The 24,427-nt window shown below is 54.4% G+C and carries 20 protein-coding genes and 2 pseudogenes; 6 read left to right on the top strand and 16 right to left on the bottom strand.

Features of this window, described 5'->3' with window-relative positions; genetic code table 11:
• Positions 1 to 533 (bottom strand): annotated as a pseudogene (locus M8370_RS08175) (NAD-dependent malic enzyme); the annotation flags it as partial.
• A gap of 377 nt (positions 534 to 910) precedes the next feature.
• On the opposite strand from M8370_RS08175, the gene M8370_RS08170 reads away from it, so the two are divergent.
• Together M8370_RS08170 and M8370_RS08165 are read left to right on the top strand one after the other, a co-directional pair.
• Positions 911 to 2,239 carry a 2-hydroxycarboxylate transporter family protein gene (locus tag M8370_RS08170; protein WP_029883354.1) on the top strand — a complete coding sequence of 443 codons (1,329 nt, stop codon included), beginning with the start codon at positions 911 to 913 and terminating at the stop codon, positions 2,237 to 2,239.
• Positions 2,240 to 2,360: 121 nt separating this feature from the next.
• Complete coding sequence (locus M8370_RS08165) at positions 2,361 to 2,993, top strand: ECs1377 family protein (protein WP_250020746.1); 633 nt, start codon at positions 2,361 to 2,363, stop codon at positions 2,991 to 2,993.
• 31 nt (positions 2,994 to 3,024) lie between these two features.
• Here M8370_RS08165 and M8370_RS08160 read toward each other — a convergent pair whose 3' ends face one another.
• Positions 3,025 to 3,324, bottom strand: coding sequence for an ArsR/SmtB family transcription factor (locus tag M8370_RS08160; protein WP_029883352.1), 300 nt, complete (start codon positions 3,322 to 3,324; stop codon positions 3,025 to 3,027).
• A gap of 161 nt (positions 3,325 to 3,485) precedes the next feature.
• On the opposite strand from M8370_RS08160, the gene fusA reads away from it, so the two are divergent.
• Complete coding sequence (gene fusA / locus M8370_RS08155; RefSeq protein ID WP_029883351.1) at positions 3,486 to 5,588, top strand: elongation factor G; 2,103 nt, start codon at positions 3,486 to 3,488, stop codon at positions 5,586 to 5,588.
• 88 nt (positions 5,589 to 5,676) lie between these two features.
• Here fusA and M8370_RS08150 read toward each other — a convergent pair whose 3' ends face one another.
• From M8370_RS08150 to M8370_RS08140, 3 genes are all read right to left on the bottom strand, one after another.
• A complete protein-coding gene (locus M8370_RS08150; RefSeq protein ID WP_029883350.1) occupies positions 5,677 to 6,102 on the bottom strand; it encodes a DUF3828 domain-containing protein in 426 nt (141 codons plus the stop codon).
• Entirely contained in the window at positions 6,102 to 6,464 is a 363-nt protein-coding gene (locus tag M8370_RS08145) for a hypothetical protein (protein ID WP_029883349.1), read from the bottom strand. Before M8370_RS08145 ends, M8370_RS08150 begins: the two co-directional genes overlap by 1 nt.
• A gap of 125 nt (positions 6,465 to 6,589) precedes the next feature.
• Positions 6,590 to 7,162: a flavin reductase family protein gene (locus tag M8370_RS08140; RefSeq protein ID WP_029883348.1), complete on the bottom strand. Its 573-nt coding sequence runs from the start codon at positions 7,160 to 7,162 to the stop codon at positions 6,590 to 6,592.
• Between the two features lie 108 nt (positions 7,163 to 7,270).
• On the opposite strand from M8370_RS08140, the gene nhoA reads away from it, so the two are divergent.
• Positions 7,271 to 8,107, top strand: coding sequence for an N-hydroxyarylamine O-acetyltransferase (gene nhoA / locus M8370_RS08135; protein WP_029883347.1), 837 nt, complete (start codon positions 7,271 to 7,273; stop codon positions 8,105 to 8,107).
• 8 nt (positions 8,108 to 8,115) lie between these two features.
• Here the strand turns inward: nhoA and M8370_RS08130 are convergent.
• Positions 8,116 to 9,067 (bottom strand): annotated as a pseudogene (locus tag M8370_RS08130) (GlxA family transcriptional regulator).
• A 61-nt stretch (positions 9,068 to 9,128) separates the two neighbouring features.
• Positions 9,129 to 9,842 carry an isochorismatase family protein gene (locus M8370_RS08125; RefSeq protein WP_029883346.1) on the bottom strand — a complete coding sequence of 238 codons (714 nt, stop codon included), beginning with the start codon at positions 9,840 to 9,842 and terminating at the stop codon, positions 9,129 to 9,131.
• A 229-nt stretch (positions 9,843 to 10,071) separates the two neighbouring features.
• Between M8370_RS08125 and yidI the strand changes: the two genes are divergently transcribed.
• Positions 10,072 to 10,521, top strand: coding sequence for an inner membrane protein YidI (gene yidI / locus M8370_RS08120; protein ID WP_108453123.1), 450 nt, complete (start codon positions 10,072 to 10,074; stop codon positions 10,519 to 10,521).
• A gap of 87 nt (positions 10,522 to 10,608) precedes the next feature.
• Here the strand turns inward: yidI and narI are convergent, their stop codons facing one another.
• From narI to M8370_RS08090, 6 genes are all read right to left on the bottom strand, one after another.
• The gene (gene narI, locus M8370_RS08115; protein ID WP_013096512.1) at positions 10,609 to 11,289 is read right to left on the bottom strand and encodes a respiratory nitrate reductase subunit gamma; all 681 of its coding nucleotides are present in this window, start codon (positions 11,287 to 11,289) and stop codon (positions 10,609 to 10,611) included.
• Complete coding sequence (gene narW, locus M8370_RS08110; protein ID WP_013096513.1) at positions 11,286 to 11,981, bottom strand: nitrate reductase molybdenum cofactor assembly chaperone; 696 nt, start codon at positions 11,979 to 11,981, stop codon at positions 11,286 to 11,288. The genes narI and narW overlap by 4 nt, the downstream gene beginning before the upstream one ends.
• On the bottom strand, positions 11,981 to 13,525 hold the full coding sequence (narH, locus tag M8370_RS08105; RefSeq protein ID WP_250020745.1) for a nitrate reductase subunit beta: 1,545 nt from the start codon (positions 13,523 to 13,525) through the stop codon (positions 11,981 to 11,983). Before narH ends, narW begins: the two co-directional genes overlap by 1 nt.
• Complete coding sequence (locus M8370_RS08100) at positions 13,522 to 17,262, bottom strand: nitrate reductase subunit alpha (RefSeq protein ID WP_250020744.1); 3,741 nt, start codon at positions 17,260 to 17,262, stop codon at positions 13,522 to 13,524. The genes narH and M8370_RS08100 overlap by 4 nt, the downstream gene beginning before the upstream one ends.
• A 67-nt stretch (positions 17,263 to 17,329) precedes the next feature.
• A complete protein-coding gene (locus M8370_RS08095; protein ID WP_045294182.1) occupies positions 17,330 to 18,715 on the bottom strand; it encodes a NarK family nitrate/nitrite MFS transporter in 1,386 nt (461 codons plus the stop codon).
• Positions 18,716 to 18,923: 208 nt separating this feature from the next.
• Positions 18,924 to 19,499, bottom strand: coding sequence for a TetR family transcriptional regulator (locus tag M8370_RS08090; RefSeq protein WP_045294179.1), 576 nt, complete (start codon positions 19,497 to 19,499; stop codon positions 18,924 to 18,926).
• A gap of 116 nt (positions 19,500 to 19,615) precedes the next feature.
• On the opposite strand from M8370_RS08090, the gene M8370_RS08085 reads away from it, so the two are divergent.
• Complete coding sequence (locus M8370_RS08085; RefSeq protein WP_250020743.1) at positions 19,616 to 21,103, top strand: MFS transporter; 1,488 nt, start codon at positions 19,616 to 19,618, stop codon at positions 21,101 to 21,103.
• Between the two features lie 62 nt (positions 21,104 to 21,165).
• On the opposite strand, the gene M8370_RS08080 is transcribed toward M8370_RS08085, so the two are convergent.
• The 3 genes from M8370_RS08080 to yddG form a co-directional block, all read right to left on the bottom strand.
• On the bottom strand, positions 21,166 to 21,702 hold the full coding sequence (locus M8370_RS08080; protein ID WP_148790942.1) for a dihydrofolate reductase family protein: 537 nt from the start codon (positions 21,700 to 21,702) through the stop codon (positions 21,166 to 21,168).
• Between the two features lie 142 nt (positions 21,703 to 21,844).
• Positions 21,845 to 22,918 carry a porin OmpC gene (gene ompC / locus M8370_RS08075; protein WP_013096520.1) on the bottom strand — a complete coding sequence of 358 codons (1,074 nt, stop codon included), beginning with the start codon at positions 22,916 to 22,918 and terminating at the stop codon, positions 21,845 to 21,847.
• 625 nt (positions 22,919 to 23,543) lie between these two features.
• The gene (yddG, locus tag M8370_RS08070) at positions 23,544 to 24,422 is read right to left on the bottom strand and encodes an aromatic amino acid DMT transporter YddG (protein WP_062676900.1); all 879 of its coding nucleotides are present in this window, start codon (positions 24,420 to 24,422) and stop codon (positions 23,544 to 23,546) included.
• Positions 24,423 to 24,427 lie beyond the last annotated feature (5 nt).

Here is a 24,427-nt window from a genome sequence, read left to right as displayed (position 1 = left end):
CAGGCGGTATATAACGAGAGTTTTCCAATGGGTATTCCCATCCCACCAATTCCCTGATCGCCAAGCCCCAGAATACGCTCTCCGTCGGTCACGACGATGACGCGAATATCATTGCGTGAGAAGCTTTGCAGCATTTCATCAATACGGTGACGATTGGGCCAGGAAATAAACAGCCCACGCGCGCGGCGATAAATAGTCGAGAAGTGTTCGCACGCTTCTCCTACCGTGGGGGTATAGATAATGGGTAACGTCTCTTTCAGGTGCGAACGCAGCAGGTTGTAAAACAGCGTCTCATTAGTATCCTGGATATTACGCAGATAAACGTGGCGGGAAATATCGCTTTTAAAATGACAGAATTGTACCCAGGCGCGTTCGGTTTGTTCCTCGATGGTTTCAACGTTGTGTGGCAACAAACCGTGCAGATTAAAGTTATCACGTTCTTCTTTAATAAATGCGAGCCCTTTATTTAATAACGGATTTTCCAGTAATACGGCGCCGCTATAAGGGGTATACAGTACTTCTTTGCGAGACATGAATGACTCCTGAATTTCAATAATCGGATAAGGTTCAGTTGCAGGCGCAGGTTTATTTATGTCTTTGGTTTCGCGCTAATCTAGCGGTTAAGGATCATAGGCGTAGTGATAACGGTCACAGTCTTTCTGGTTTAATTAATTTCAAAACACCGACGCGGCGATTAAAAACTTTAGTTACGAAAGGATGAATTAAGTTATTTAAAAACAAATTCTCGAGCTGTTCACACTTCCGGCGAAATCGCCATGCTAATTTCTCGATGAACCATTTTTATAAATGGCAATTTGAATACGATTAAATATTAAAGCTTTATTAAATACAGGCTAATTACGATTTATTCCTGTTTATTGATATCCGAACCTACTAATCCGGTGATTATATGAAAGATAATTCTGTAACCACGTCTCCAGTCGCTTCACGTTTTGCTTTTGGGTTGAGCAATGCTGAAGTTGGCGCGGTCCCGTTGATGCTGTTTGTCGGGATCGCGGCCATTGTGGCCACCTCTGCGTGGGCGGGGCTGCTGCCGAAAAACATGATCGGTGGACTCGCGGTGATCATGACGCTCGGTTTCGCCTTTGCCAAAATTGGCCGACAAATCCCGCTGCTGAAAGATATTGGTGGCCCGGCAATATTGTGCCTGATGCTGCCCTCGGTGCTGGTCTATTTTGGCGTATTCGAGAAACACACCCTGGATACGGTTCACCTGTTGATGAAAGAGGCCAATTTGCTCTATTTCGTCATCGCCTGTCTGGTGGTGGGAAGCATTTTGGGGATGAACCGCGTGCTGTTGATTCAGGGGATGATCCGCATGTTCGTTCCGCTGGTGGTGGGTACCCTGATGGCCGTGCTGACCGGCTTACTCGTTGGTTCGCTGTTTGGCTATACGCCGTATCACACCTTCTTCTTCATCATCGTACCGATTATCGGCGGAGGGATTGGCGAGGGGATTTTACCGTTGTCGCTGGCCTATTCGGCGATACTGGGTCAGACACCTGACGTGTATGTGGCGCAACTGGCACCCGCCGCCGTAGTGGGGAATATTTTTGCCATTATTTGTGCGGGTACGCTGGCGCGCCTCGGGGCAAAACGTCCCTCGCTTTCAGGCAATGGCATGTTAACCCGCAGCAAAGATGACACAAGCCTGTTTGCCAGCGCGCAGAGCGTACAGCAGACGGATTTCCATCTGATGGGGGGCGGGCTGCTGATGGTGTGTGCGTTTTTTATCGTTGGCGGACTGTTTGAGAAGCTGGTGCATATTCCCGGCCCGGTATTGATGATCCTCATCGCCGTGCTGTGCAAATACTTCAAGGTGATCCCGGCCTCCATGGAGCAGGGCGCGCACAGCTGCTATAAATTCGTCTCCGCTGCGCTGGTCTGGCCGTTGATGATTGGTCTCGGCATGCTGTACGTGCCGCTCGAGAGCGTGGTGTCGGTCTTTTCGGTGGGATACGTGGTGGTGTGCGGTTCGATCGTCATCGCAATGGCGCTGAGCGGCTATTTTATTGCGTCGCGCCTGAATATGTACCCGGTGGAAGCGGCGATTGTCACCTGCTGTCATAGCGGGCTGGGCGGGACAGGAGATGTGGCAATTCTTTCCGCGTCTAACCGCATGTCGCTGATGCCGTTTGCCCAGATTGCGACCCGCATTGGCGGTGCGTCGACGGTGATTTTCGCCACGCTTTTGATGGGCTGGTTAATGGCGCACTGATCCTGGATGTCAGAAGACTGAATCGCAACGATATTTTCAGCACGCCGTTGCGGTTCAGTTCTTTATAAATATCACTGCGCTGGATAGAATTACCGCATTCACAGCGACGGGAAACCGCACGATGACCGGAAGAGTTGATTACCAGATTGAAAAATTTCTCTTTACCGAAGCCGCCGAACCAGAGCGTCTGACGCGTCAGTGGGCGGAGGTACTGGAAGAGTGTCGGGAGCAACAGGCCGGTACAGAAGAACGCCTGCGTCTGGCGCTGCTGAATGTGGATTACGTCACCAGCTTTGAGCTTCCTTTCCGGTTACTCCTCACCCGCGCCCCGCAGTTAATTGACGGCCTCAGAAAAGAGCTTCAACTCAGCCAAAAAAATGTGCTTTTTAACGGCAAGCGCTTCGGCTGTGTTTATAGCCTGAAAATGAATCTGGACGGGATCCCCGATGAATTTAACTACCACCTGAAAACGCGTATCCAGCGCAGTGATAGCGAAGGGGGGAGCGAAGTGCCGTACCGGCAAATCGCCCAGCAGGTGAAAGCGCCCCGTGAGCGATTAAAGTTAGCGCTGGAAAACGGGCTCGCGGTAACCGCACTCGACGGGCTTTTCTGGTTCGGCATTCAGCGCATCGCGGCCGATGTGCAACGGTTGCGCAAAACGGGGATGAGAATAACCACCTCCGGGACCGAGGTCTTTGATACGCTGACCAGCACCCGACGGCAGATCCCGGTCTATCGTCAGGAAAAAGCGTAGCGTTGCCACGGATATTAACGTAACCGCAGGGCTATACAGCCCGCAGCAATATCGCCATCAACCCAGGAAAACGGGCATCCAGATCGTCTCTTCGCAGTGAAATCATATTCTCTCGCCCCTGCGGGCGCTGCCAGATAACGCCGCTGTCGCGTAGCACGCGCCAGTGGTGGGTCATGGTGGATTTCACCACATCGTCCGGGCGCAGCGCGTTGCAGCTCAGTTCACTGCCATCGGCCAGCCTGCGGATAATCGATAGCCGGAGCGGGTTGCCGAGAGCAAACAGCACATTTTCCAGCAGTATTTGTTCAGGTTCGGGGTGGTTTGGGATCATCGTTTTCCTGCGTCAACGTTCAGATTGAGCTATATCAACAATAGGTCAACCGTGAAAAAATAGTTCGATAATACTCGTACAATAGGACTATTATAGCAAACGAACACACAGGCGACCATCCCGGTCGTCACAACTCAGTCTTACAGACTTAAGGAAATATTATGCCCCGACCCATCCCTCTCGAACGTTATCGCAACATCGGTATTTCCGCGCATATCGATGCCGGTAAAACGACAACCACCGAACGCATCCTGTTTTACACCGGGATGAGCCACAAGCTGGGTGAAGTACACGATGGCGCGGCAACAACCGACTGGATGGCGCAGGAGCAAGAGCGCGGGATCACCATTACCTCCGCGGCCGTCAGCTGCTTCTGGCCGGGTATGGACAGAGGGTTTGAACCGCACCGGATCAATATCATCGACACCCCGGGGCACGTGGATTTCACCATTGAGGTGGAACGTTCCATGCGCGTGCTGGACGGTGCCGTCATGGTGTACGACTCCGTGGGCGGCGTGCAGCCACAGTCAGAGACCGTCTGGCGTCAGGCGAATAAGTATCATGTGCCGCGCCTGGCGTTCGTCAACAAAATGGACCGTCCGGGTGCCGATTTCTTCCGCGTCGTACGGATGATGCAGGAACGCCTGAAGGCGAATCCGGTGCCTATTGTGATCCCTGTGGGCGCGGAAGAGCATTTCACCGGCGTGGTGGATCTCATCAAGATGCGTACCATTGTGTGGGATGATGCCACACAAGGCATGGTGTTTAACTATGCGCCGGTACCGGACGAATTGCTGAGCACCGCGCAGGAGTGGCGGGAAAAAATGGTCTCTGCGGCAGCAGAAGCCAGCGACGCGCTGATGGATAAATACCTGGAGACGGGCGACCTTGATGAGGCTGAGATCATCAAAGGGCTGCGTATTCGGACCATCTCCGGTGAAATCCAGCCGATGCTGTGCGGCAGCGCCTTTAAAAACAAAGGGGTACAGCGCATGCTCGATGCGGTGATTGAGCTGATGCCATCGCCGCTGGATGTACCGGCCATCGACGGTGTGGACGAAAAAGGGCAGCATGCGGAGCGTCATCCAAGTGATGAAGAGCCGTTTTCTGCGCTGGCGTTCAAACTGATGAGCGATCCGTACGTCGGGCAGTTGACCTTTATCCGAGTTTATTCAGGCGTGTTGAGAAAAGGCGACGCGGTGTATAACCCGGTGAAGGGCAAGAAAGAGCGTATCGGACGCATCGTGCTGATGCATGCCAACGATCGTCACGAAGTGGACGAGCTGCGCGCCGGTGATATTGCGGCCTGTGTGGGTCTGAAGGATGTGACCACCGGGGACACGCTCACCGATCCGAATGCGGTTATCACGCTTGAGCGAATGGAGTTCCCGGACCCGGTGATCTCCCTTGCCATCGAGCCAAAAACCAAGGGCGATCAGGAGAAAATGGGCATTGCCCTGCAACGCCTGGCGGCGGAAGATCCGTCTTTCCGTCTGCATACCGATGAAGAGTCCGGCCAGACGATTATTTCCGGTATGGGTGAGTTACATCTTGAGATTATCGTCGATCGCATGAAGCGTGAGTTTGGTGTCGAGGCAAACATCGGCCGTCCGCAGGTGACCTACCGCGAGACGCTGCGCAAAGCGGTGAAAGATATTGAAGGCAAATTTGTCCGGCAGTCCGGTGGTAAAGGGCAGTACGGGCATGTGGTCCTGAGCCTTGAGCCGTTAGAGCCTGGCAGTGGCTTCAAGTTTGAAGATGCCACGAAGGGTGGCGTGGTGCCGCGTGAGTATATTCCCTCTGTGGAAAAAGGGCTGCGCGAAGCCATGAACAGCGGCGTGCTGGCGGGGTATCCGGTTGTCGATGTAAAAGCGACCCTGACCTTTGGGTCGTATCACGACGTCGACTCCTCGGAAATGGCGTTCCGCATGGCGGCGATCCTCGGGTTTAAAGAGGGCGCTCGCAGAGCGGATCCGGTGATCCTTGAGCCGGTGATGCATGTCGAGGTGGAAACGCCGGAAGAGTATGCCGGTAATATTATGGGCGATCTCTCATCCCGTCGTGGCATGGTGCAGGGCATGGAAGAGCAGTACGGCAGCCAGATTATCCGCGCTGACGTGCCGCTGGCAGAGATGTTTGGATACGCCACCACGCTGCGCTCGATGTCGCAAGGCCGCGCGACCTACACGATGGAGTTCCACCATTTTGCGGAAGCACCGCGCAATGTGGCGGATGAGATTATTGCCCGGCGTGCGAAGAGTTAATTAATTACACATGGTAGTCGTTGGGCTACCATGTGTTTTTGAGCCTGCCACTGAGTTATACAAAAAGCCCTTCTTTTCTTTCATCGTTTTACTTAATCAGCGTAGCCGATCGAACTTTCCATTTTCCTTTTTCCTGGACGAGACAATCTGCGACAACATGATCTTGCGTTTTACCAAATGCGAGATAGACATTTGTGCATACGGCATCAAAATCTGAATGCAAGACTGTTATCTGATCCCAGTCCTCATTCCAGTCCTGAGATTTGATGAACATATCCGCATCAGGCATATCTTTTTCGTTACTGTCGCCTGAGTACATTGCTTTAATTGCTGCAACGGTCTCAGAGGTAACGTAATCATTCATGATGTCTGGATTGAGGACTGGCGGTTTGTCCTGATTCAACTGCGCGATATACCATTGATTAAATGTAAGAGCTGCCACTGCCGGTGCATCACTGCTATCAGCGACTGCGAACGGTGACAGGGCGAAAAGTAAAAAGAAGCGTCTTTTCATTAGTTATGCCTGAATAATTCATAATGTGGCTGTATGTTGCGGTATGCCTGTCCTGGGTACATGGTGCGTTGTACAAAATCGCTAATCCACTGTTGCCCATCGTATATACAAACGTGGCCACTATCGTGACCCACAATATTTTGAATAACGGCTACGTCACCTGCATGCGGTTGATCATATACCAGGCGGAAGCCAGCGTTGACTAATGTCAGCCCCATATCTTTTGCAAGACGCGTATTGGGGATTTTTAATCTTCCTCCCACTCTGATTGCTTTTGTGACGTAGTGAGCGCAATAACCTGTGCTCCGAGGTTGGGCATGAGATTTGGCATACGAGATTGCACCATCTTTATTCCATGACATTGATATTTCCTTAATGAGAGATTGCTAATGCAACAATCCGGAAATATCCTCTGTTTTACATCGTTATGGTAAACATAAAATGCCATAGAAGTTTTATATAATTCAGTGGGATACAATTAATAATATCAATCCAGCGCCTTCACCATTTTCCCACTCGTCACAAACGTCCCGGCTCCCAGATGGTGCAGGGTATTCAGCTTATCCCCGTCAAACTGCCAGCGTCCGGCGACAAACGCGCGTTCATCGGCGGCGGCTGAAACCACTTCCCCGAACAGCGTATCGTACTTTTCTGCCGCGGATGTAACGGGTAATAACCGGCACTCCATCCAAGCCAGACATTTCTCTTCAATGACGGGCAGGCCGAGTGCCGGACCGTTCACCACCGGGATGCCGTAGCAGTTGAATTTGTCTTCGTCGCGCCCGCTAACGCTACCGACCGCGTAGGTCCAGTTGGCGGCGGACACGCCGGGAATGACGATGCCAAATTGCCCGCTGCGTTCAATCAGTTCACGCGACCAGGTGCTTTTATCCACCACAATGGCGATACGCGGTGGTTCAAATTCAACCGGCATCGACCACGCGGCAGCCATAACGTTACGCCTGTCCAGGGTTTCATCCCGACTGGTGATAAGCACGGTGGGGCCATGGTTTAAAAGACGGCTGGCATGACGTAATTCAACAGGGCGAAAGTGGTTCATAGGGTCTCCTCATCAATAACGATGAGTATGGCGAAAAAGCACGGAAATCAAAGTGGACGCGTGAAATTAGTTTATAAACAGAACATCACTGTTAAAGGAAACTGATGCATGTCCCCATTTCTGACTGCCTATTTCGCCCGCATCGGCTGGAAACAACCGGCTACTGTTGATATCGACACCTTGCGCGCGCTGCATTTACATCACAACTGTGCGATCCCGTTTGAAAATATCGATGTCGTTCTGCCGCGCGAAATACAGCTCGACGATCAAAGCCTTGTCGACAAACTTGTTAAGGCGCGTCGCGGGGGGTATTGCTTTGAACAAAATGGCTTGTTTGAGCGCGTGTTGCGCGAAGTCGGGTTTACGGTGCGCAGCGTGCTGGGACGTGTGGTATTAGCGAATCCACCGCAAATGCCGCCGCGCACGCATCGCCTGTTGCTCGTCGAACTTAACGGCGAGCGCTGGATTGCCGACGTTGGGTTTGGCGGCCAGACGCTGACGGCACCGATTCGTCTGCTTGCCAACGAAGAGCAGGAGACGCCGCACGGTCTGTATCGTCTGCTGAGCGAGGGGAACGACTGGGTACTACAATTCCGTCACCATGAGCACTGGCAGTCGATGTACCACTTTGACCTGACGACACAATATTTCAGTGATTACGTCATGGGGAATTTCTGGTCGGCGCACTGGCCGCAGTCCCATTTCCGCCATCATCTGCTGATGTGCCGCCATCTGCCTGACGGCGGCAAACTGACGCTGACCAACTTCAACTTTACCCACTGGCAAAAGGGCCATGTGGAGGAGCAGATCCATCTTCCCGATGTTGCGGCGCTGTATCAGTTGATGCAGGAGCGCTTCGGGCTGGGTGTTGACGATCCGAAGCACGGTTTTTCACTGGCGGAGCTGACGGCGGTGATGGCAGGGTTTGAAACTCACGGAAAATAGCCGCCTCGCTATCGGCCACGAAACTCGCGCCGATAGCGAGAAGGCGAGGTGTTAAGCAGTTTGTGAAAGTGACGGCGCAAGGATGTTGTTGAGGGAAACCCGACACGCTCGGCAATGTCATCCACAGGCTGGTCGGTTTTTTCGAGATAACGTTGTGCGACGATAATGCGCTGGTTTAGCAGCCAGCGCGAAAAGCTCTCACCGGTGGTTTGCTGAAAACGCCGGGTAAAGCTGCGACGGCTCATGCAGGCTTTTTCCGCCACGCAGTCCAGCGTGAGCGCAAGCTGGAGGTTTTCCGTCGCCCAGGCTAGCGCGTCGGTGAAGTTGTCTCCACGACGCGTGTTCTGAACCGGCAGTTCTACGTATTGACGTTGTCCACCCTGGCGATGGGGCGGTACCACCAGCAACCGCGCCACGCTGTTTGCCACTTCCGCGCCCCAGGCCTGACGCACCAGATGCAGGCAGCAGTCGATACTGGCCGCCGTGCCCGCAGAAGTGACAACGTCACCATTATCGATATAAAGAACGTCTTTATCCATCTGCACAGAGGGATAGAGACGTTGAAAGTCAGACGCCCAGCGCCAGTGCGTCGTCGCAGGGCGGTTTTCAAGTAGCCCGGCAGCGCTACCACAAACGCGCCCATACACAAACCCACAATACGCGAACCCGCGGCATGTGCTTTTTGCAGGGCTTGCAGGAGATCGGGGGCCGGGGCATGCTCGGGACTGTCCCAGCTTGGGACGATCACCATATCCATTCCGGCCAACTCATCAAGCCCACGCTCGACAACGATTGAAAATCCGGCATTGGTTTTAAGCGCGCCGGGCGTGGTGGCGCATACGACAAGCTGGCAAAGGGGGCGCCCGTTGGTGTTAGCGCTTTCTCAAATACGGAATAGGGCACTGAAAGGTGAAAAGGAATAATGCCATCAAATACAACAATACCAATTTTAAGCGTCATGTAAGCCTCCGTGTGCCAGCCAGTATAGAGACCTGGCTGGCGACGGGGATCAAGTCCGGTCTTATTCTGTGACTGGCAGCGCCATAACGTCTTTGGTCGTCATAATCTCGGCAAACACATCGGCAACACCGGCTAATGCCGCACGTTGCAGCGCTTTGTGGTCCACCACGCCACCCTGACCATCATCCAGATCGCGTGTTGCTGTCGCATCTTCAGGGATAATCACGTTATAGCCCAGCGGAACAGCGTCACGTGCGGTAGAGGAAATGCACATGTGCGTCATCAGGCCAATGACTATCACCTTTTTGATCCCTTTTTTCTTTAATTGCGCATCCAGATCGGTGCCAACAAAAGAGCTCGGGGTCGCTTTGGTGATAATGGCATCGCGTGCAGAAGGCTGTAGGTCTTGATGGAACTTGGCATAAACAGACCCTTCGGCAAACAACGGGCTATCCTTTGGCGCTATATGGCGCACGAAGTACACCGGCATCCCCTTTTGATGGGCATAGCTAACCAGCTTTTGACTGTTCTTCAGTACCTTATCGCCATCAGGGATCACCATCTGACCACGAAAATCTTTACCTGCGTAATATTCGTTTTGGATATCCACCACGATTAACGCCGTTTGTGAGGCGGATAAAGACGAAGTCGCCGTTGCGCCTGTCATTGCACGAATGGTTTTGCTATTCGTGCCGGTCGTTTCCTGCGCGCTAGCATAAGTGGAAAAAGTGCTCATCATGCCGATCAGCAATGCTGTACGAAAAAATGGTTTCATCACGCGAACTCCTTCTGTGTTGTGTTCGGGAGCCATTATTCCGCACAGTTGCTCACAGTATGAGTCACCTGGAGGACCAATAACGATACTTTTGGGCCATTATGAGAGGATATTTCGTGGTGGAATTTTCGTCTGCAAAGCGGCATGCTTCAGCCTTCATCGCCCGGTGGCGGCTACGCCTTACCGGGCCTACAGCCCACGCGGCAGCATCATTCGAAGGCATGTTGATATGGAAATCGTTTTACGAAATAAATTCAGTTCATTGGGTATGTTGCTGGGAGGAATTGCACTCATTCTCTCAATCGTCCAGTTTTCATTCGGCCCGTTTTCTCCAAAGCCGCCAGCGCTTGAAGTTATGGTTGCTGAGAAGGTTTCGGCTGTAAAACAAGGGATAATTGCGGGGCTAAAGGGGGAGCGTCCTGCTGCCCGAACAGAAAAAACAACGGTCGATATCGACCGCATTCTTCTTAATGCCGGGATTATTCTCGCTGTTGTGGCTCTGGGGCTTTCGTTCATCGGAGGGATGTGCAAGGAGAGCCGTTGGGGGATCTCCGGGGCACTTCTTTTCTCAGGGCTAACGCTAACGTTCCATGCTGTGCTACTTGCATTCGGATTGATCGTCGCGGTGCTGTTGCTGCTATTTATTCTCTCTCTGGTAACCGGAGGGGCAGTAAGTTGACATTAAAGCCCGGTGGTGGCTACGCCTTACCGGGCCGACAGGTGCTTGAACGTAGGTCGGGTAAGGCGAAGCCGCCACCCGACAAAATCAACGGCGCGATCTCACCACCTGATACCGACGGGTAAAGTATTCAAACGGCGCGCTCCACACGTGCACCAAGCGGGTGAACGGGAAGATAAGGAAAATAGTCATCCCCAGCACCAGATGAACGCGGAAGATGGGGGCAACGCCACTCAACATTTCCGATGAGCCGCCCTTAAACGTCACAATTCCCTGCGCCCAGCCGACCAGCTTCATCATCTCGCTTCCGTCAGGATACTGTGCGGAGAAGGGGATGGTGGTCAGCCCCAGAATGCACTGTATCAGCAGGATACTCATGATGATGATATCCGGCGTGGTGGAAGTGGCGCGCACCCGCTGGTTGAACAGGCGGCGAATCAGCAGCATGGAACCGCCAATCAGCGTCAGCACGCCGCAAATCCCCCCTGCAATCATGGCTAACTGCTGCTTAACCGCGACGGGTAAAAACCAGGCATACATCCAGTGCGGGGTTAGCATGCCGAACAGGTGGCCGAAGAAAATCCCCAGGATCCCAATATGAAACAGGTTAGAGGCCCAGTTCATACCGCGTTTGCTGAGCATCTGGCTCGATGAGGCGCGCCAGGTGTATTGCCCGTAGTCGTAGCGCAACCAGCTGCCAAGGAAAAACACGGTGGCGCAGATGTAGGGGTAAATGTCATAGAAAAAGACGTTCAGGTAATGTGTCATTTTGGGCCTCCGGCGCTGACGTCCACGTACTGCGGCGCGACGTCCTGGCTAAAGCGTCGTTGATAGTGCTGCATCGGCGAGCTGTCGCACGATGTGGCGTTGTCTTCGATAAACTTGACCTGTTCCTCTTCCCAGACGGCATCCAGCGCCTGGCGGGTATCATCGCGTTTTTCCGTGGCCACCTGTTTCGCCACGCTGTCGCTGGAAAGCCGCGTTCCCGCCAGCACCAGCAGGGCATCGAACAGCTGATAATGGGCCACGCCGCGCTGCTTCAGACGCCCGCCAATCAGCGCCAGGATAGGCGCGACGTTCTGCAATCCTTCGCGCGCCTCGTCGTCCGTAACGATACTGAGGTACTCCAGATAGAGCGGCAGATAGTCCGGCAGTTCGCGGCAGTCGAGCTGTAGCCCGGCTTTCTCATACTGCCCCATCAGGTCGACCATTGCCTGACCGCGATCGCGGGATTCAGCGTGAACATGCTCGAACAGCAGCAGCGAGGTCGCGCGGCCACGCTCAAATACCTCGCACCACTCGGCCTGTTTATCCAGCAGCGGGGCGCTCAGGTGCTGACGGGCAAATGACAGCAGCATGGGTGCGTCCTGCTCAATGAGCGAAAGCGCTTCCTCGCGATTTTCCCACAGAGTCTCATCGGGATACTCAATCAGCAGCGCGATGATTTTGAGGATCTGCATTACTCTCCCTCCCCATGTTCGCGCACCTCGGTGATGTTGATGGCATCAATCCGGCTGCTGTTGAAGAGGTTAAATTTGGTGTCAGAGCCGTGGCAGCCGTCGCCAAAGGTGAAGCCGCAGCCGTTACGTTCCGGGAAGGCATCGCGCGCCATTTCACGGTGGCTGGTGGGGATCACGAAACGATCCTCATAGTTGGCGATGGCCAGATAGCGGTACATCTCTTCAACCTGTTCCACGGTAAGGCCTACCTCCTCAATCGCACGGGTGTCCGTGACGCCTTCTACCGTCTGGGAGCGCTTGTAGTGTCGCATCGCCATCATGCGTTTAAGGGCGCGCAGCACCGGGTCGGTATCCCCCGCGCTGAGCATGTTCGCCAGGTACTGCACGGGAATGCGCAGGCTCTCTACGGCAGGCAGGACGCCGTCGCTCTGCGGCAGACCGCCTGCGTCAGCGTAGGACTGGATCGGTGACAGCGGTGGCACATACCAGACCATCGGCAGGGTGCGGTATTCGGGGTGCAGCGGCAGGGCCAGCTTCCAGTCCATCGCCATTTTGTAGACCGGGGAGCGCTGGGCCGCATCAATCACGTTCTGCGGAATGCCCTGTTTCAGCGCTTCTTCAATCACCGCCGGGTCGTTCGGGTTGAGGAACACGTCGCACTGGCGTTCGTAGAGATCGGTTTCATGCTCGGTACTGGCGGCCTCCTCAATACGGTCCGCGTCATACAGCAGCACGCCGAGATAGCGGATGCGCCCGACGCAGGTTTCCGAGCAGACGGTCGGCTGGCCGGATTCAATGCGCGGGTAGCAGAATATGCATTTTTCTGACTTGCCGCTCTTCCAGTTGAAGTAGATCTTTTTGTACGGACAACCGCTGATGCACAGACGCCAGCCGCGGCATTTGTCCTGATCAATCAGCACAATGCCGTCCTCTTCGCGCTTGTAAATGGCGCCGCTCGGGCAGGTGGCGACGCAGCTTGGGTTCAGGCAGTGCTCGCACAGGCGCGGCAGGTACATCATGAAGGTGTTTTCAAACTGGCCGTACATCTCTTTCTGGATCTTCTGGAAGTTACGGTCGCGGGCGCGTTTTTCGAATACGCCGCCCAGCAGCTCTTCCCAGTTGGGCCCCCAGACGATTTTGTCCATCCGCTTGCCGTCAATCAGCGAGCGCGGACGGGCGGTAGGGAGGTGATCCCCCTCCGGCACGCGGTGCAGATCCTGATAATCGAAGGTGAAAGGCTCATAATAATCGTCAATCTGCGGCAGGACGGGGTTAGAAAATATTTTCGACAGCACCCCCATTTTGCCGCCGAGACGCGGCGTCAGCTTACCGTGAATACCGCGTATCCAGCCGCCTTGCCACTCCTCCTGGTCTTCCCAGTTTTTCGGGTAGCCGATCCCCGGTTTGGTCTCGACGTTGTTAAACCATGCATATTCCATCCCTTCACGCCCGGTCCAGACGTTTTTACAGGTGACCGAGCAGGTGTGGCAGCCAATGCATTTATCGAGATTCAGTACCATGCCAACCTGTGAACGTATTTTCATTTTTTCGTCTCCTGTACCTGATCCCGACCTTCGCCATCCAGCCACTTAATGTTTTTCATTTTGCGGATCATGATGAACTCGTCGCGGTTGGAGCCAACGGTGCCGTAATAGTTGAAGCTGTAAGCCAACTGCGCGTAACCACCAATCATGTGCGTCGGTTTCGGGCAGACGCGGGTCACCGAGTTATGAATACCGCCGCGCCGTCCGGTCACCTCGGAACCCGGAATGTTAAGAATGCGCTCCTGGGCGTGGTACATCATGGTCATACCCGGTGGCACGCGCTGGCTCACCACCGCGCGGGCGGTGAGGGCGCCGTTGGCGTTGAAGGCTTCAATCCAGTCGTTGTCCTCAATGCCCAGCTCACGCGCGTCGGTTTCACTGATCCAGACAATCGGCCCGCCTCGCGACAGGGTCTGCATCAGCAGGTTTTCGCTGTAGGTAGAGTGGATGCCCCATTTCTGGTGCGGCGTCAGGAAGTTGAGCGCTTTTTCCGGGAAGCCGTTCGGCGGGATCTCGCGCATATGGCTGACGCTGCGGGTATCAATCGGCGGACGGTAAGCCACCAGACTTTCGCCGAAGGCGCGCATCCACGGGTGATCCTGATACAGCTGCTGACGGCCGGAGAGGGTGCGCCACGGGATCAGCTCGTGAACGTTGGTATAACCCGCGTTGTAGGAGACATGCTCGCTTTCCAGACCGGACCAGGTCGGGCTGGAGATGATTTTACGCGGCTGCGCCTGAATATCGCGGAAGCGGATTTTTTCATCTTCTTTATTCAGCGCCAGGTGGGTGTGGTCGCGTCCGGTCAGTTCGCCCAGCGCCTCCCACGCCTTCACTGCCACCTGACCGTTGGTTTCCGGTGCCAGCGCGAGGATCACTTCGGCGGCATCAATGGCCGTCTCGATACGCGGACGGCCTTTCGCCGGACCGTCGAGCTTGACGTAGTTCAGCTTGCCGAGGAACTCGACCTCGTTTTGCGTGTTCCACGAGATCCCTTTCCCGCCGTTGCCGAGCTTGTCCAGCAAGGGGCCGAGGGAGGTAAAGCGCTCCCAGGTTTCCAGGTAGTTACGCTCGACGACCGCAATGTTCGGCGCGGTTTTGCCGGGGATCAAATCGCATTCGCCTTTGCGCCAGTCCTGAATATCAAACGGCTGGGACAGTTCCGCCGGGGAATCGTGCTGCAGGGGCTGCAACACGACGTCCGTTTCCGTACCGAGATGGCCGACGCACACGTCAGAGAAAACTTTGGCGATGCCTTTGTAAATCTCCCAGTCGCTGCGCGATTCCCACGCCGGGTCGACGGCGGCAGACAGCGGATGAATAAACGGATGCATGTCGGAGGTGTTCATGTCGTCCTTTTCATACCAGGTGGCGGTGGGCAGGACGATGTCAGAGAACAGGCAGGTGCTGGACATACGGAAATCGAGCGTTACCAGCAGGTCGAGTTTGCCCTCAATGGCGTTAGTCTGCCAGTCGACCTCTTCAGGCTTCACGTCATCGGTGGAGCCTAAATCTTCCCCTTGTATCCCGCTTTCGGTGCCGAGCAAATACTTGAGCATGTACTCGTGGCCTTTGCCGGAGGAGCCAAGCAGGTTCGAGCGCCAGACAAACAGATTGCGCGGGTGGTTTTTACCGCTGTCGGGCTGCTCGCAGGCGAAGTGGATATCGCCCGATTTCAACGCCTGAACGGTGTACTCCTGCGGCGACAGGCCTGCTGCCTCAGCGCGGGCTTTGATGTGCAGCGGGTTGAGGTTGAGCTGCGGCGCCGACGGCAGCCAGCCCATACGCTCGGCGCGGACGTTGAAGTCGATCAGGTGACCGGTGAATCGGGATGCATCCGCCAGCGGAGAAAGCAGCTCCTGCGCCGTCAGCTTCTCATAGCGCCACTGGCTGGCGTGGTTGTAAAAGAACGAGGTGCTGTTCATCTGGCGCGGCGGGCGGTTCCAGTCCAGCGCGAAGGCCAGCGGCAGCCAGCCGGTTTGCGGACGCAGCTTCTCCTGGCCCACGTAGTGCGACCAGCCACCGCCGCTTTGGCCTACGCAGCCGCAGAAGACCAGCATGTTGATCATGCCCCGGTAGTTCATGTCCATGTGGTACCAGTGGTTTACCCCGGCACCGAGAATGATCATCGAGCGTCCATGCGTTTTGTGCGCCGTGTCGGCAAACTCACGGGCAATTTTTTCAATCAGATACGCGGGGACACCGGTGATCTGTTCGCCCCAGGCCGGTGTATACGCTTTGATCTCACCATAATTTTCAGCCGCGTTACTGTCTTCCAGACCACGATCGAGACCGTAGTTGGCGAGCACCAGATCGTACACGCTGACCACATGTTTCTGGCTGCCGTCGGCAAGCGTCAGGGTTTTACTCGGCACGCGGCGGGTCAGCACTGGTTCCTGTTTCACGCTGCGAAAATGCGGGTTCTCATTACCGCCAAAGTAGGGGAAGGCGACATCCGCCACGCTGTCGTGGGTGATCAGCAGGGAAAGGGTCAACTCCGTTTCCTGACCCGCAGCCTGCGATTCCAGGTTCCATTTGCCTTTTTCGCCCCAGCGGAAGCCAATGGAACCGTTAGGAACCACCAGATTACCGGCAATATCAAAGGCGACGGTTTTCCACTCCGGGTTGTTGGCTTCGCCCAGCCCGTCCACAAGGTCGGACGCCCGCAGCATGCGTCCCGGCACCAGACGACCATCGGCCTGCTCATCCAGCAGAACCAGCATCGGCATGTCAGTGTAGCGGCGGCAGTAGTTGAGGAAGTAGTCGCTTGGGTTATCGAGGTGGAACTCTTTGAGGATCACATGTCCCATGGCCATCGCCAGCGCGCTGTCGGTCCCCTGTTTGGGGGCGAGCCACTGGTCGCTCAGTTTGGCAACTTCTGAGAAGTCCGGCGTGATGGCAACGGTTTTGGTCCCTTTATAACGAACCTCGGTAAAGAAATGGGCGTCGGGGGTGCGCGTCTGGGGAACGTTAGAGCCCCAGGCGATGATATAGCTGGAGTTGTACCAGTCGGCGGACTCCGGCACGTCGGTCTGCTCGCCCCAGGTCATGGGCGAGGCGGGAGGCAGGTCGCAATACCAGTCATAGAAACTCAGGCAGGTACCGCCGAGCAGAGAGAGATAGCGGGTACCGGCAGCGTAAGAGACCATCGACATTGCCGGAATAGGCGAGAAACCGGCCACGCGGTCCGGGCCATAATTTTTGATGGTCCAGACGTTGGCGGCGGCAATCAGCTGGTTCAGCTCTTTCCAGTTCGAGCGGATAAACCCGCCTTTACCGCGTGCCTGTCGGTAGCTCTGCGCTTTTTGCGGATCGTTTTGAATGGCATCCCAGGCGAGTACCGGGTCGCTGTGCTGCGCCAGCGCCTGGCGCCAGAGTTCAATCAGCCTGCGGCGCACCAGCGGATATTTGAGGCGGTTGGCGCTGTAGAGATACCAGGAGTAGCTTGCGCCGCGTGGGCAACCGCGTGGCTCATGGTTAGGCAGGTCCGGGCGAGTGCGGGGGTAATCGGTCTGCTGGGTTTCCCAGGTCACCAGTCCGTTTTTGACATAAATCTTCCAGCTGCAGGAGCCGGTACAGTTCACGCCGTGGGTAGAGCGCACAATCTTGTCGAACTGCCAGCGCTGGCGGTAGCTGTCTTCCCAGTCCCGGTTGGTGTGATACACCTGCCCGTGCCCATCGGCGAAACTGTCGCCTTTTGTTTTGAAGTAACGAAAGCGGTCCAGCAGTTTGCTCATGACATTTCTCCTGCTTCGATAGCATGGCCGGAGGGTGCTGCATCACGCTCCGGCGAAGATGTAGTTATTATTTTTGTGAGGATTTACGGCCGTACACCAGCCAGGTGACGAGCACGCAGACGATGTAAAACACGAGGAAGACTTTCATGGCGCCGACCGGCGATCCGGTCATTGCCAGCGAGGTGCCGAAGGCTTTAGGGATAAAAAATCCGCCTACTGCGCCAATGGCGGAGATAAAGCCCAGCGCGGCAGCGGTGTCCGTCACGGCTTCATGCTGCGCCTGTTCATCGGTGCCACCTTGCTTTCTCACCCGGTCGATGGTGATTTGGCGAAAGATAATCGCAATCATCTGGAAGGTTGAGCCGCTGCCCAGCCCGGCGGTGAGGAACAGCCCCATAAAGACCAGATAAAACGCGACAAAGCTGCCGGAGCCCGAGCCGGGCAGGGTCAGGAAGATCAGGGCGCTAAAGATGGCCATAAAGACAAAGTTGATGAGCGTGACGCGCACGCCGCCCAGCCTGTCGGAGATCATCCCGCCCGCTGAACGCGCCAGCGCACCAATCAGGGGGCCAAAGAAGGCAAGGTGAAGAATGTTAACGTCCGGAAACTGGGTTTTCGACAGCATGGCAAAGCCTGCCGAGAAACCGATAAACGAGCCGAAGGTCGCCAGATAGAGCAGGCTCAGCAGCCAGAGATGAAACCGCTTAAGTACCGGAAGCTGGCTGGCGATAGAGGCTTTTGAGCTGGCGATATCGTTCATGCCAATAAACGCCGCAATGGTGGCCAGCAGCAGAAGCGGGGCCCAGATCCAGGCGGCATTCGCCAGCCACATGGTGGACCCGTCCTCCAGAGGCACACCGTTTACCCCCAGAAAGGTGAAGATCGGCAGAAAAATGACCAGTGGCGCGATCAACTGCATCACGCTGACGCCCAGGTTTCCCAGCCCGCCGTTGATTCCCAGCGCGCTACCCTGTCTGGATTTCGGGAAGAAAAAGCTGATATTACCCATGCTGGAGGCAAAGTTAGCGCCCGCAAATCCGCAGAGCAGGGCAATGACGATAAAGACCCAGTAAGGCGTCGCGGTGTTCTGAATGGCAATCCCCAGCCAGACGCAGGGGATAATCAGGATCACGGTGCTCAATACTGTCCAGTTACGTCCGCCAAATATCGGCACCATAAAAGAGTAGGGGACACGCAATATTGCGCCGGAGAGAGAAGGTAATGCCGTTAGCATAAAAAGCTGATCGGTAGTGAAATTAAATCCGACTTTATTGAGGTTAACCGCAATGGCACTAAATAACATCCAGACGCAAAAGGCCAATAGCAGGCAAGCCACAGAAATCCATAGGTTTCTTCGCGCGATATGTTTGCCTTTATTCTCCCAGAATTGCGGATTTTCCGGTTTCCAGTTACTTAAAAGATGGTGATGACTTTTCTCACTTTGTTGTGACATATCGCCCTCTTGCTTACCCAAATGGAGATAAAAAAATAAGTAAAAACAGCTAGATATGTGAATGTCTGGTATTGTGGTTATTGGAAGTATTGAGATACATCTGAAAGGATAGATAAAAAAGCGAACCCCAGAGTTTGGAAATGAAATAGGGGTTCGCCTAATGTGTTACTAATTGTAACGGCGGGATTTAATTACTCAGAAGGGAGTATTAAAACAACTCCAGAGAAATTAATTTATCAAGATGATTATTAAACGCAGCGTCATCCATTTCAGGCATGTTTAATAGATATATGCCGTCAAGGCCACACACCAGGCCAATTAAACGCCAGGCAATACTTGCTGCCGGGTCACCGGAACGGAATACGCCTGCATTCCTGCCAGCTTCAATAAGGGCAACCGTTTCCTGATGCCACATCTCCATTGTCAGCACATACGCGCCCTTGATCTCCGCGTCGCGGGTTGCGAGGATTTGCGCTTCTCGCCAGAGGCGAATGTAGGGTTCAAACCTGCCGTCATCGCTGCCGAGCATGGCATGTAAACGTGCCCGCCAGCTGGCGTGTTCCCCGAGCACATCCGCATCCAGCAGTTCGCGGATCAGCCGGATAAAGGCCAGCGATTTTAACTCACCGCCGGAGGTGAAATGGTGATGCACTTGCCCGGTAGCGACACCGGCTTCGGACGCGATGCGGCGCACCGTCATGGCGGAAAATCCCTCGGCCAGCGCCACGCGCATAGCGGCCTGTAAGATCTCTTCCCGTCTTTCATCCCTGGTCAGATAACCCATTTTCTCTCACTCTTAAATAGCAATGAAACGAGTGTAACAAAGAGCTGGACAAGTGTTCAACATTCCGTAGGATCGCATCCTGGACATGTGTCCATTTTTATATAAAAAGGAAATTTATGTTTCGTCAGTGGTTAGCGTTAGTGATTATCGTGCTGGTGTATATCCCGGTGGCGATTGACGCGACGGTGCTGCACGTGGCGGCGCCGACATTGAGCATGACGCTGGGCGCCAGCGGTAACGAATTATTGTGGGTCATCGATATCTACTCGCTGGTGATGGCGGGTATGGTGTTGCCAATGGGCGCGCTCGGCGACCGCATCGGTTTTAAACGGCTGCTGATGCTTGGCAGCACGCTGTTTGGCCTGTCATCGCTGGCGGCGGCCTTTGCCCCCTCTGCGGGCTGGCTGATTGCCGCGCGCGCCTCGCTGGCAATTGGCGCGGCAATGATCATACCGGCAACCCTTGCGGGTATACGCACCTTGTTTATTAACGCGCGAGATCGCAACATCGCGCTTGGCGTCTGGGCCGCGGTCGGGTCCGGCGGGGCGGCGTTTGGTCCGCTGATTGGCGGTATGCTGCTGGAGCATTTTTACTGGGGATCGGTCTTTTTGATCAACGTGCCGATTGTGCTGGTGGTGGTGTCGCTGGCCGCGGTCTATGTTCCGCGTCAGCAAGGGCGCCCAGAGCAGCCGCTGAATATTAGCCATGCCGTCATGCTGATTGTGGCAATTTTGCTGCTGGTCTATAGCGCCAAAACCGCGCTGAAAGGCGGGCTTTCTCCATGGCTGGTGGCCTGTACACTGCTCACCGGCGCGGTATTGCTGTTTATCTTCGTGCGTATTCAGCTTCGCGCCCGCGTGCCGATGATCGACATGCGCCTGTTTTGCCATCGCATCATTTTAAGCGGGGTGGTGATGGCGATGACCGCCATGATCGCCCTGGTGGGGTATGAATTGTTGATGGCCCAGGAGCTGCAGTTTGTGCATGGCTTTACCCCGTTTGAAGCGGGCATGTTCATGCTGCCGCTCATGGTCGCCAGTGGGTTCAGCGGCCCGATTGCCGGGATACTGGTTGGTCGTCTGGGGCTGCGCATGGTAGCGGCAGGCGGAATGGGGCTGAGCGCCGTCAGCTTTATTGGCCTGTCGATGCTCGACTTCAGCACGCAGCAGTGGCAGGCGTGGTGCCTGATGGTGCTGCTTGGCTTCAGTGCGGCGAGTGCGCTGCTGGCCTCCACCTCGGCAATCATGGCGGCGGCGCCGAAAGAGAAAGCCGCCGCTGCCGGGGCGATCGAAACCATGTCCTACGAACTGGGCGCGGGCCTGGGGATCGCGATATTTGGTCTGTTGCTGACCCGCAGCTTCTCGGCGTCGATTGAACTACCGCAGCGCTTACCTTCAACGCTGGCTGATAAAGCCTCGTCATCCATTGGCGAAGCGATGAAGGTCGCGCAGGATCTCAGTCCGGCGCTCGGTGAAACCGTCATTGAGGCGGCAAAAACGGCGTTTATCACGTCGCACAGCGTGGCGTTAGGCAGCGCCGGTGGGATGTTATTGCTGCTGGCGATTGGGATTTGGTTTAGCCTGGCGAACGCGCCGCAACAGTAAATGCAAGCCCGAAGGCGCTGCACCTTCGGGCTATTCACTCCTGCTGTAGCGGCGCGGTGTCGTTATCGCGTCAGCCGATAGTGCGATTGCACCAGACCCGACGGGAAGCTACGGGTGGATAAAAGCATTAAATCGATATCCCGGGACAGCGAGCCGAACAGCGGCTTGCCTGAGCCGATCAGGACAGGAACAGTGGTGATAACCATATCGGCCACCAGTCCTTCGCGCAGAAACGACTGGATCACCTGTCCGCCATCAATATAGACGCGGTGTGCGTTCTGCGCTGCCAGCTCATCAAGCGCTTCCTTTGGGGTACAGCGGGAGAACTGCACTTTACCTTTCAGCGCCTCGGGCACCTCGGTGTCAGCCAACTGACTGGAGAGCACCAGCACGGGTCGGTTATAGGGCCATTGGTCAAAGGTCAGCACTTTCTCATAGCTTCCCCGGCCCATCACAATCCAGTCTTTGTCGGCGATGAACGCATCATAACCATGATCTTCCGTTGGATCATCGCGCTGGAGTAGCCAGCCGATATCGCCATCCTGGCGGGCAATGTAGCCATCAAGACTGACGGCGATAAAAACGTGGGTGGTAATCATCGAGGGCTCCCTGTTCAGGCTGTGACGTTAGGACAGTGACGACAGAGCAGTATACCGGAACCAGGGGATGACGATCAGGGGAGCGGGCAGAGGGGCAAAAAAAAAACCAGCCGCAGGGGCTGGCTTTCTGGTGTGACAAATCTTAGAACTGGTAGGTCAGACCTACAGCAACGATATTGTCGGTAGCGATTTTAGCGTCTTTGGTGAACGCATTGTCGTCCAGCAGGTTGATTTTGTAATCAACATAGGTGGACATGTTTTTGTTGAAGTAGTAGCTCGCGCCAACGTCAACGTATTCCACCAGATCCTGGTCGCCGTAAGAACCGATGTCTTTACCTTTGGATTTCAGGTAAGCGATGGACGGACGCAGACCGAAGTCGAACTGGTACTGAGCCACAACTTCGAAGTTCTGTGCTTTGTTTGCAACGTGACCGTCACCGAAAGCTGTCATGTTACGGGTTTCAGAGTAGGTGGTTGCCAGGTAGATGTTGTTCGCATCGTACTTCAGACCGGCTGCCCATACTTCTGCGTTCTCGCCACCTGCGTTCAGGTCGCTAGCTGCACGAACCTGACGGTCAGTACGGTCAGATTTCGCGTAGGTTGCACCCGCTGCGAAGCCGTCGAATTCATAGGTAGAAGAGAGGCCCCAGCCGTCACCGTTAGATTCGGTGATGTCGTTACGGTCGTTTTTACCCTGGTACTGAGCGGCAACGTTCAGACCGTCAACCAGACCGAAGAAGTCGGTGTTACGGTAAGTCGCTACGCCAGTTGTACGGCCAGTCATAAAGCCATCAGTCTGGGTCCAGGTATCGCCACCGAATTCTGGCAGAACGTCAGTCCATGCGCCGATGTCGTACGCCACGCCGTAGTTACGGCCGTAGTCGAAGGAACCGAATTCGTTGAATTTCAGACCTGCGAACGCCAGACGCGTTTTGTTACCGTCAGCACCCTGGGATTCAGAGCGGTTGCCCTTGAACTCATATTCCCACTGGCCATAACCGGTCATCTGGTCATTGATCTGAGTTTCGCCTTTGAAGCCCAGACGAACGTAGGTTTTGTCGCCGTCGTTGTCAGTATCATCAGAAAAATAGTGCAGACCTGTGACTTTACCGTACAGATCCAGCTTGTTACCGTCTTTGTTAAAAACTTCAGCCGCGTTTACAACGCCTGCTGCCAACATGGAAGTGACCGCCACTGCAACTAATTTAAGTTTCATCTTAAATATTCCTTATAATTTTCTTGGGTATTTCCTGAACCACTTCGAACGATTTCCAAACGAGGCTGTTCGTCAATGGCAAGCTATTTTTAAAAATCTTGTAGCCTGCTTTCAATAATAAGTTTCAAAATATTAAAGATAATTTCAATTAGTGTGATCGTGATCGGGTAAATTTCAGCTTTAACGAATAAATTGCCTGAAAATTATGCATTTTGTGCGCGTTTTACCGCCATTTTCGTTGCGGGGAATATAATTATTACCATTTTTATTTCATGGTGTTAATTATCGTTTTTTCCGTTCTTTTGCGATCGTTGATGAAATTTATATGCATTAAAATCAGTGCTTTATAAGATTAATCGCACGCTGATTCCGATGTGTGATGTGAATGTTTTGCAGTGAATTATATTATTTTATGCTTTTTCTGACGTGACTGTTTGCTATGCAGTTATTACGTTCCGGTGTCAGTTTATGTCAATTTGCGCGCCATATCTTTACGAACTAGAGTTAATATAAACAGAATCTAAACCGCTTTCTATTATTTTGCTAAAGAGTGAATGGGCGATCACATTTTAAATTTATGTTAATTATGTGGCCGGGTTGTAATTAACCCGGCATCAGGAAAAGATTATTTTCGTGTGGCGTACCAGCACAGCAAAGAACCCACACAGACCATGATGGCGCCTTGCCAGAAGGAGAAGGACAGTGGGGCGCTCAACAACAGCGCCGCCAGCGCAGCGGATAAGACCGGGGTAAAATAGGACACGGCTGCCAGCACCGTGACGTTACCGTGAAGGATCCCAATATTCCACGACGCATAGCCCAGCCCCAGTGCGACGCCGCACATGAGTAATTTCACTACCACCGGAACGCTGAACACCATTTCCGGTTGATCGCTTAGGGCATATTTCACCCACAAACTCAGCGCGGTAAGCAACACAAAGAGCGTGATCCCGTTTTGTCCTTTGGCATATTTACTGGTTACCGTGCAGTACGCCGCCCAGATAAACGCGCCGGCAAATGCAAGGGCATAGCTGAGGGGGCTGGAGACAACATTGCGGATAATCTCATTCACCTGCAACCCCTGTTCGCCGCCCAATACCCAGCACACACCGAGTAAAGAGAGGGCTAATCCGGGGATCACCCACAGGGACGATTTCTGTCCGTTAAACAAAATGGCAAACACAATGGTCAGACTTGGCCAGAGATAATTCACCATGCCGACTTCAATCGCCTGTGAACGCGTAGCCGCATACCCTAACGACAGCGCCAGACAAATTTCGTAGCTCACAAACAGGAGGCTGCCGGCAATAAGATAGCCGGGAGTGAAGCGCCGGATTTGAGGAAATCCTACCGTCACCAGACAGAGTAAGCCGCTGACGGTATAGATCATGGCGGCACCCCCCACAGGCCCAAGCCCTTCACTCACGCTGCGAATGAGCCCCACCATGGTGCTCCATAACAAGATTGCTGCCAGCCCAATCAGCGTTGCTCTTTTTCTGTCCATATCCT

This window comes from Enterobacter cloacae complex sp. OE43NF (genome assembly GCF_023544405.1).
In the GTDB taxonomy this organism is placed as follows: Bacteria; Pseudomonadota; Gammaproteobacteria; order Enterobacterales; family Enterobacteriaceae; genus Enterobacter; species Enterobacter cloacae.
The sequence above is the reverse complement of the archived record's forward strand: the minus strand, read 5'-3'. Positions and strand labels throughout refer to the sequence as shown.

Coding starts and splice junctions, on each gene's coding strand:
- yddG (WP_062676900.1), bottom strand. CDS start 24,422: ATGGACAGAAAAAGAGCAACGCTGATTGGGCTGGCAGCAATCTTGTTA.
- M8370_RS08095 (WP_045294182.1), bottom strand. CDS start 18,715: ATGTCACAACAAAGTGAGAAAAGTCATCACCATCTTTTAAGTAACTGG.
- M8370_RS08100 (WP_250020744.1), bottom strand. CDS start 17,262: ATGAGCAAACTGCTGGACCGCTTTCGTTACTTCAAAACAAAAGGCGAC.
- M8370_RS08125 (WP_029883346.1), bottom strand. CDS start 9,842: ATGAAACCATTTTTTCGTACAGCATTGCTGATCGGCATGATGAGCACT.
- M8370_RS08170 (WP_029883354.1), top strand. CDS start 911: ATGAAAGATAATTCTGTAACCACGTCTCCAGTCGCTTCACGTTTTGCT.
- ompC (WP_013096520.1), bottom strand. CDS start 22,918: ATGAAACTTAAATTAGTTGCAGTGGCGGTCACTTCCATGTTGGCAGCA.
- M8370_RS08160 (WP_029883352.1), bottom strand. CDS start 3,324: ATGATCCCAAACCACCCCGAACCTGAACAAATACTGCTGGAAAATGTG.
- narI (WP_013096512.1), bottom strand. CDS start 11,289: ATGACACATTACCTGAACGTCTTTTTCTATGACATTTACCCCTACATC.
- fusA (WP_029883351.1), top strand. CDS start 3,486: ATGCCCCGACCCATCCCTCTCGAACGTTATCGCAACATCGGTATTTCC.
- M8370_RS08150 (WP_029883350.1), bottom strand. CDS start 6,102: ATGAAAAGACGCTTCTTTTTACTTTTCGCCCTGTCACCGTTCGCAGTC.
- M8370_RS08090 (WP_045294179.1), bottom strand. CDS start 19,499: ATGGGTTATCTGACCAGGGATGAAAGACGGGAAGAGATCTTACAGGCC.
- M8370_RS08080 (WP_148790942.1), bottom strand. CDS start 21,702: ATGATTACCACCCACGTTTTTATCGCCGTCAGTCTTGATGGCTACATT.
- yidI (WP_108453123.1), top strand. CDS start 10,072: ATGGAAATCGTTTTACGAAATAAATTCAGTTCATTGGGTATGTTGCTG.
- M8370_RS08085 (WP_250020743.1), top strand. CDS start 19,616: ATGTTTCGTCAGTGGTTAGCGTTAGTGATTATCGTGCTGGTGTATATC.
- M8370_RS08140 (WP_029883348.1), bottom strand. CDS start 7,162: ATGAACCACTTTCGCCCTGTTGAATTACGTCATGCCAGCCGTCTTTTA.
- M8370_RS08145 (WP_029883349.1), bottom strand. CDS start 6,464: ATGTCATGGAATAAAGATGGTGCAATCTCGTATGCCAAATCTCATGCC.
- narH (WP_250020745.1), bottom strand. CDS start 13,525: ATGAAAATACGTTCACAGGTTGGCATGGTACTGAATCTCGATAAATGC.
- M8370_RS08165 (WP_250020746.1), top strand. CDS start 2,361: ATGACCGGAAGAGTTGATTACCAGATTGAAAAATTTCTCTTTACCGAA.
- nhoA (WP_029883347.1), top strand. CDS start 7,271: ATGTCCCCATTTCTGACTGCCTATTTCGCCCGCATCGGCTGGAAACAA.
- narW (WP_013096513.1), bottom strand. CDS start 11,981: ATGCAGATCCTCAAAATCATCGCGCTGCTGATTGAGTATCCCGATGAG.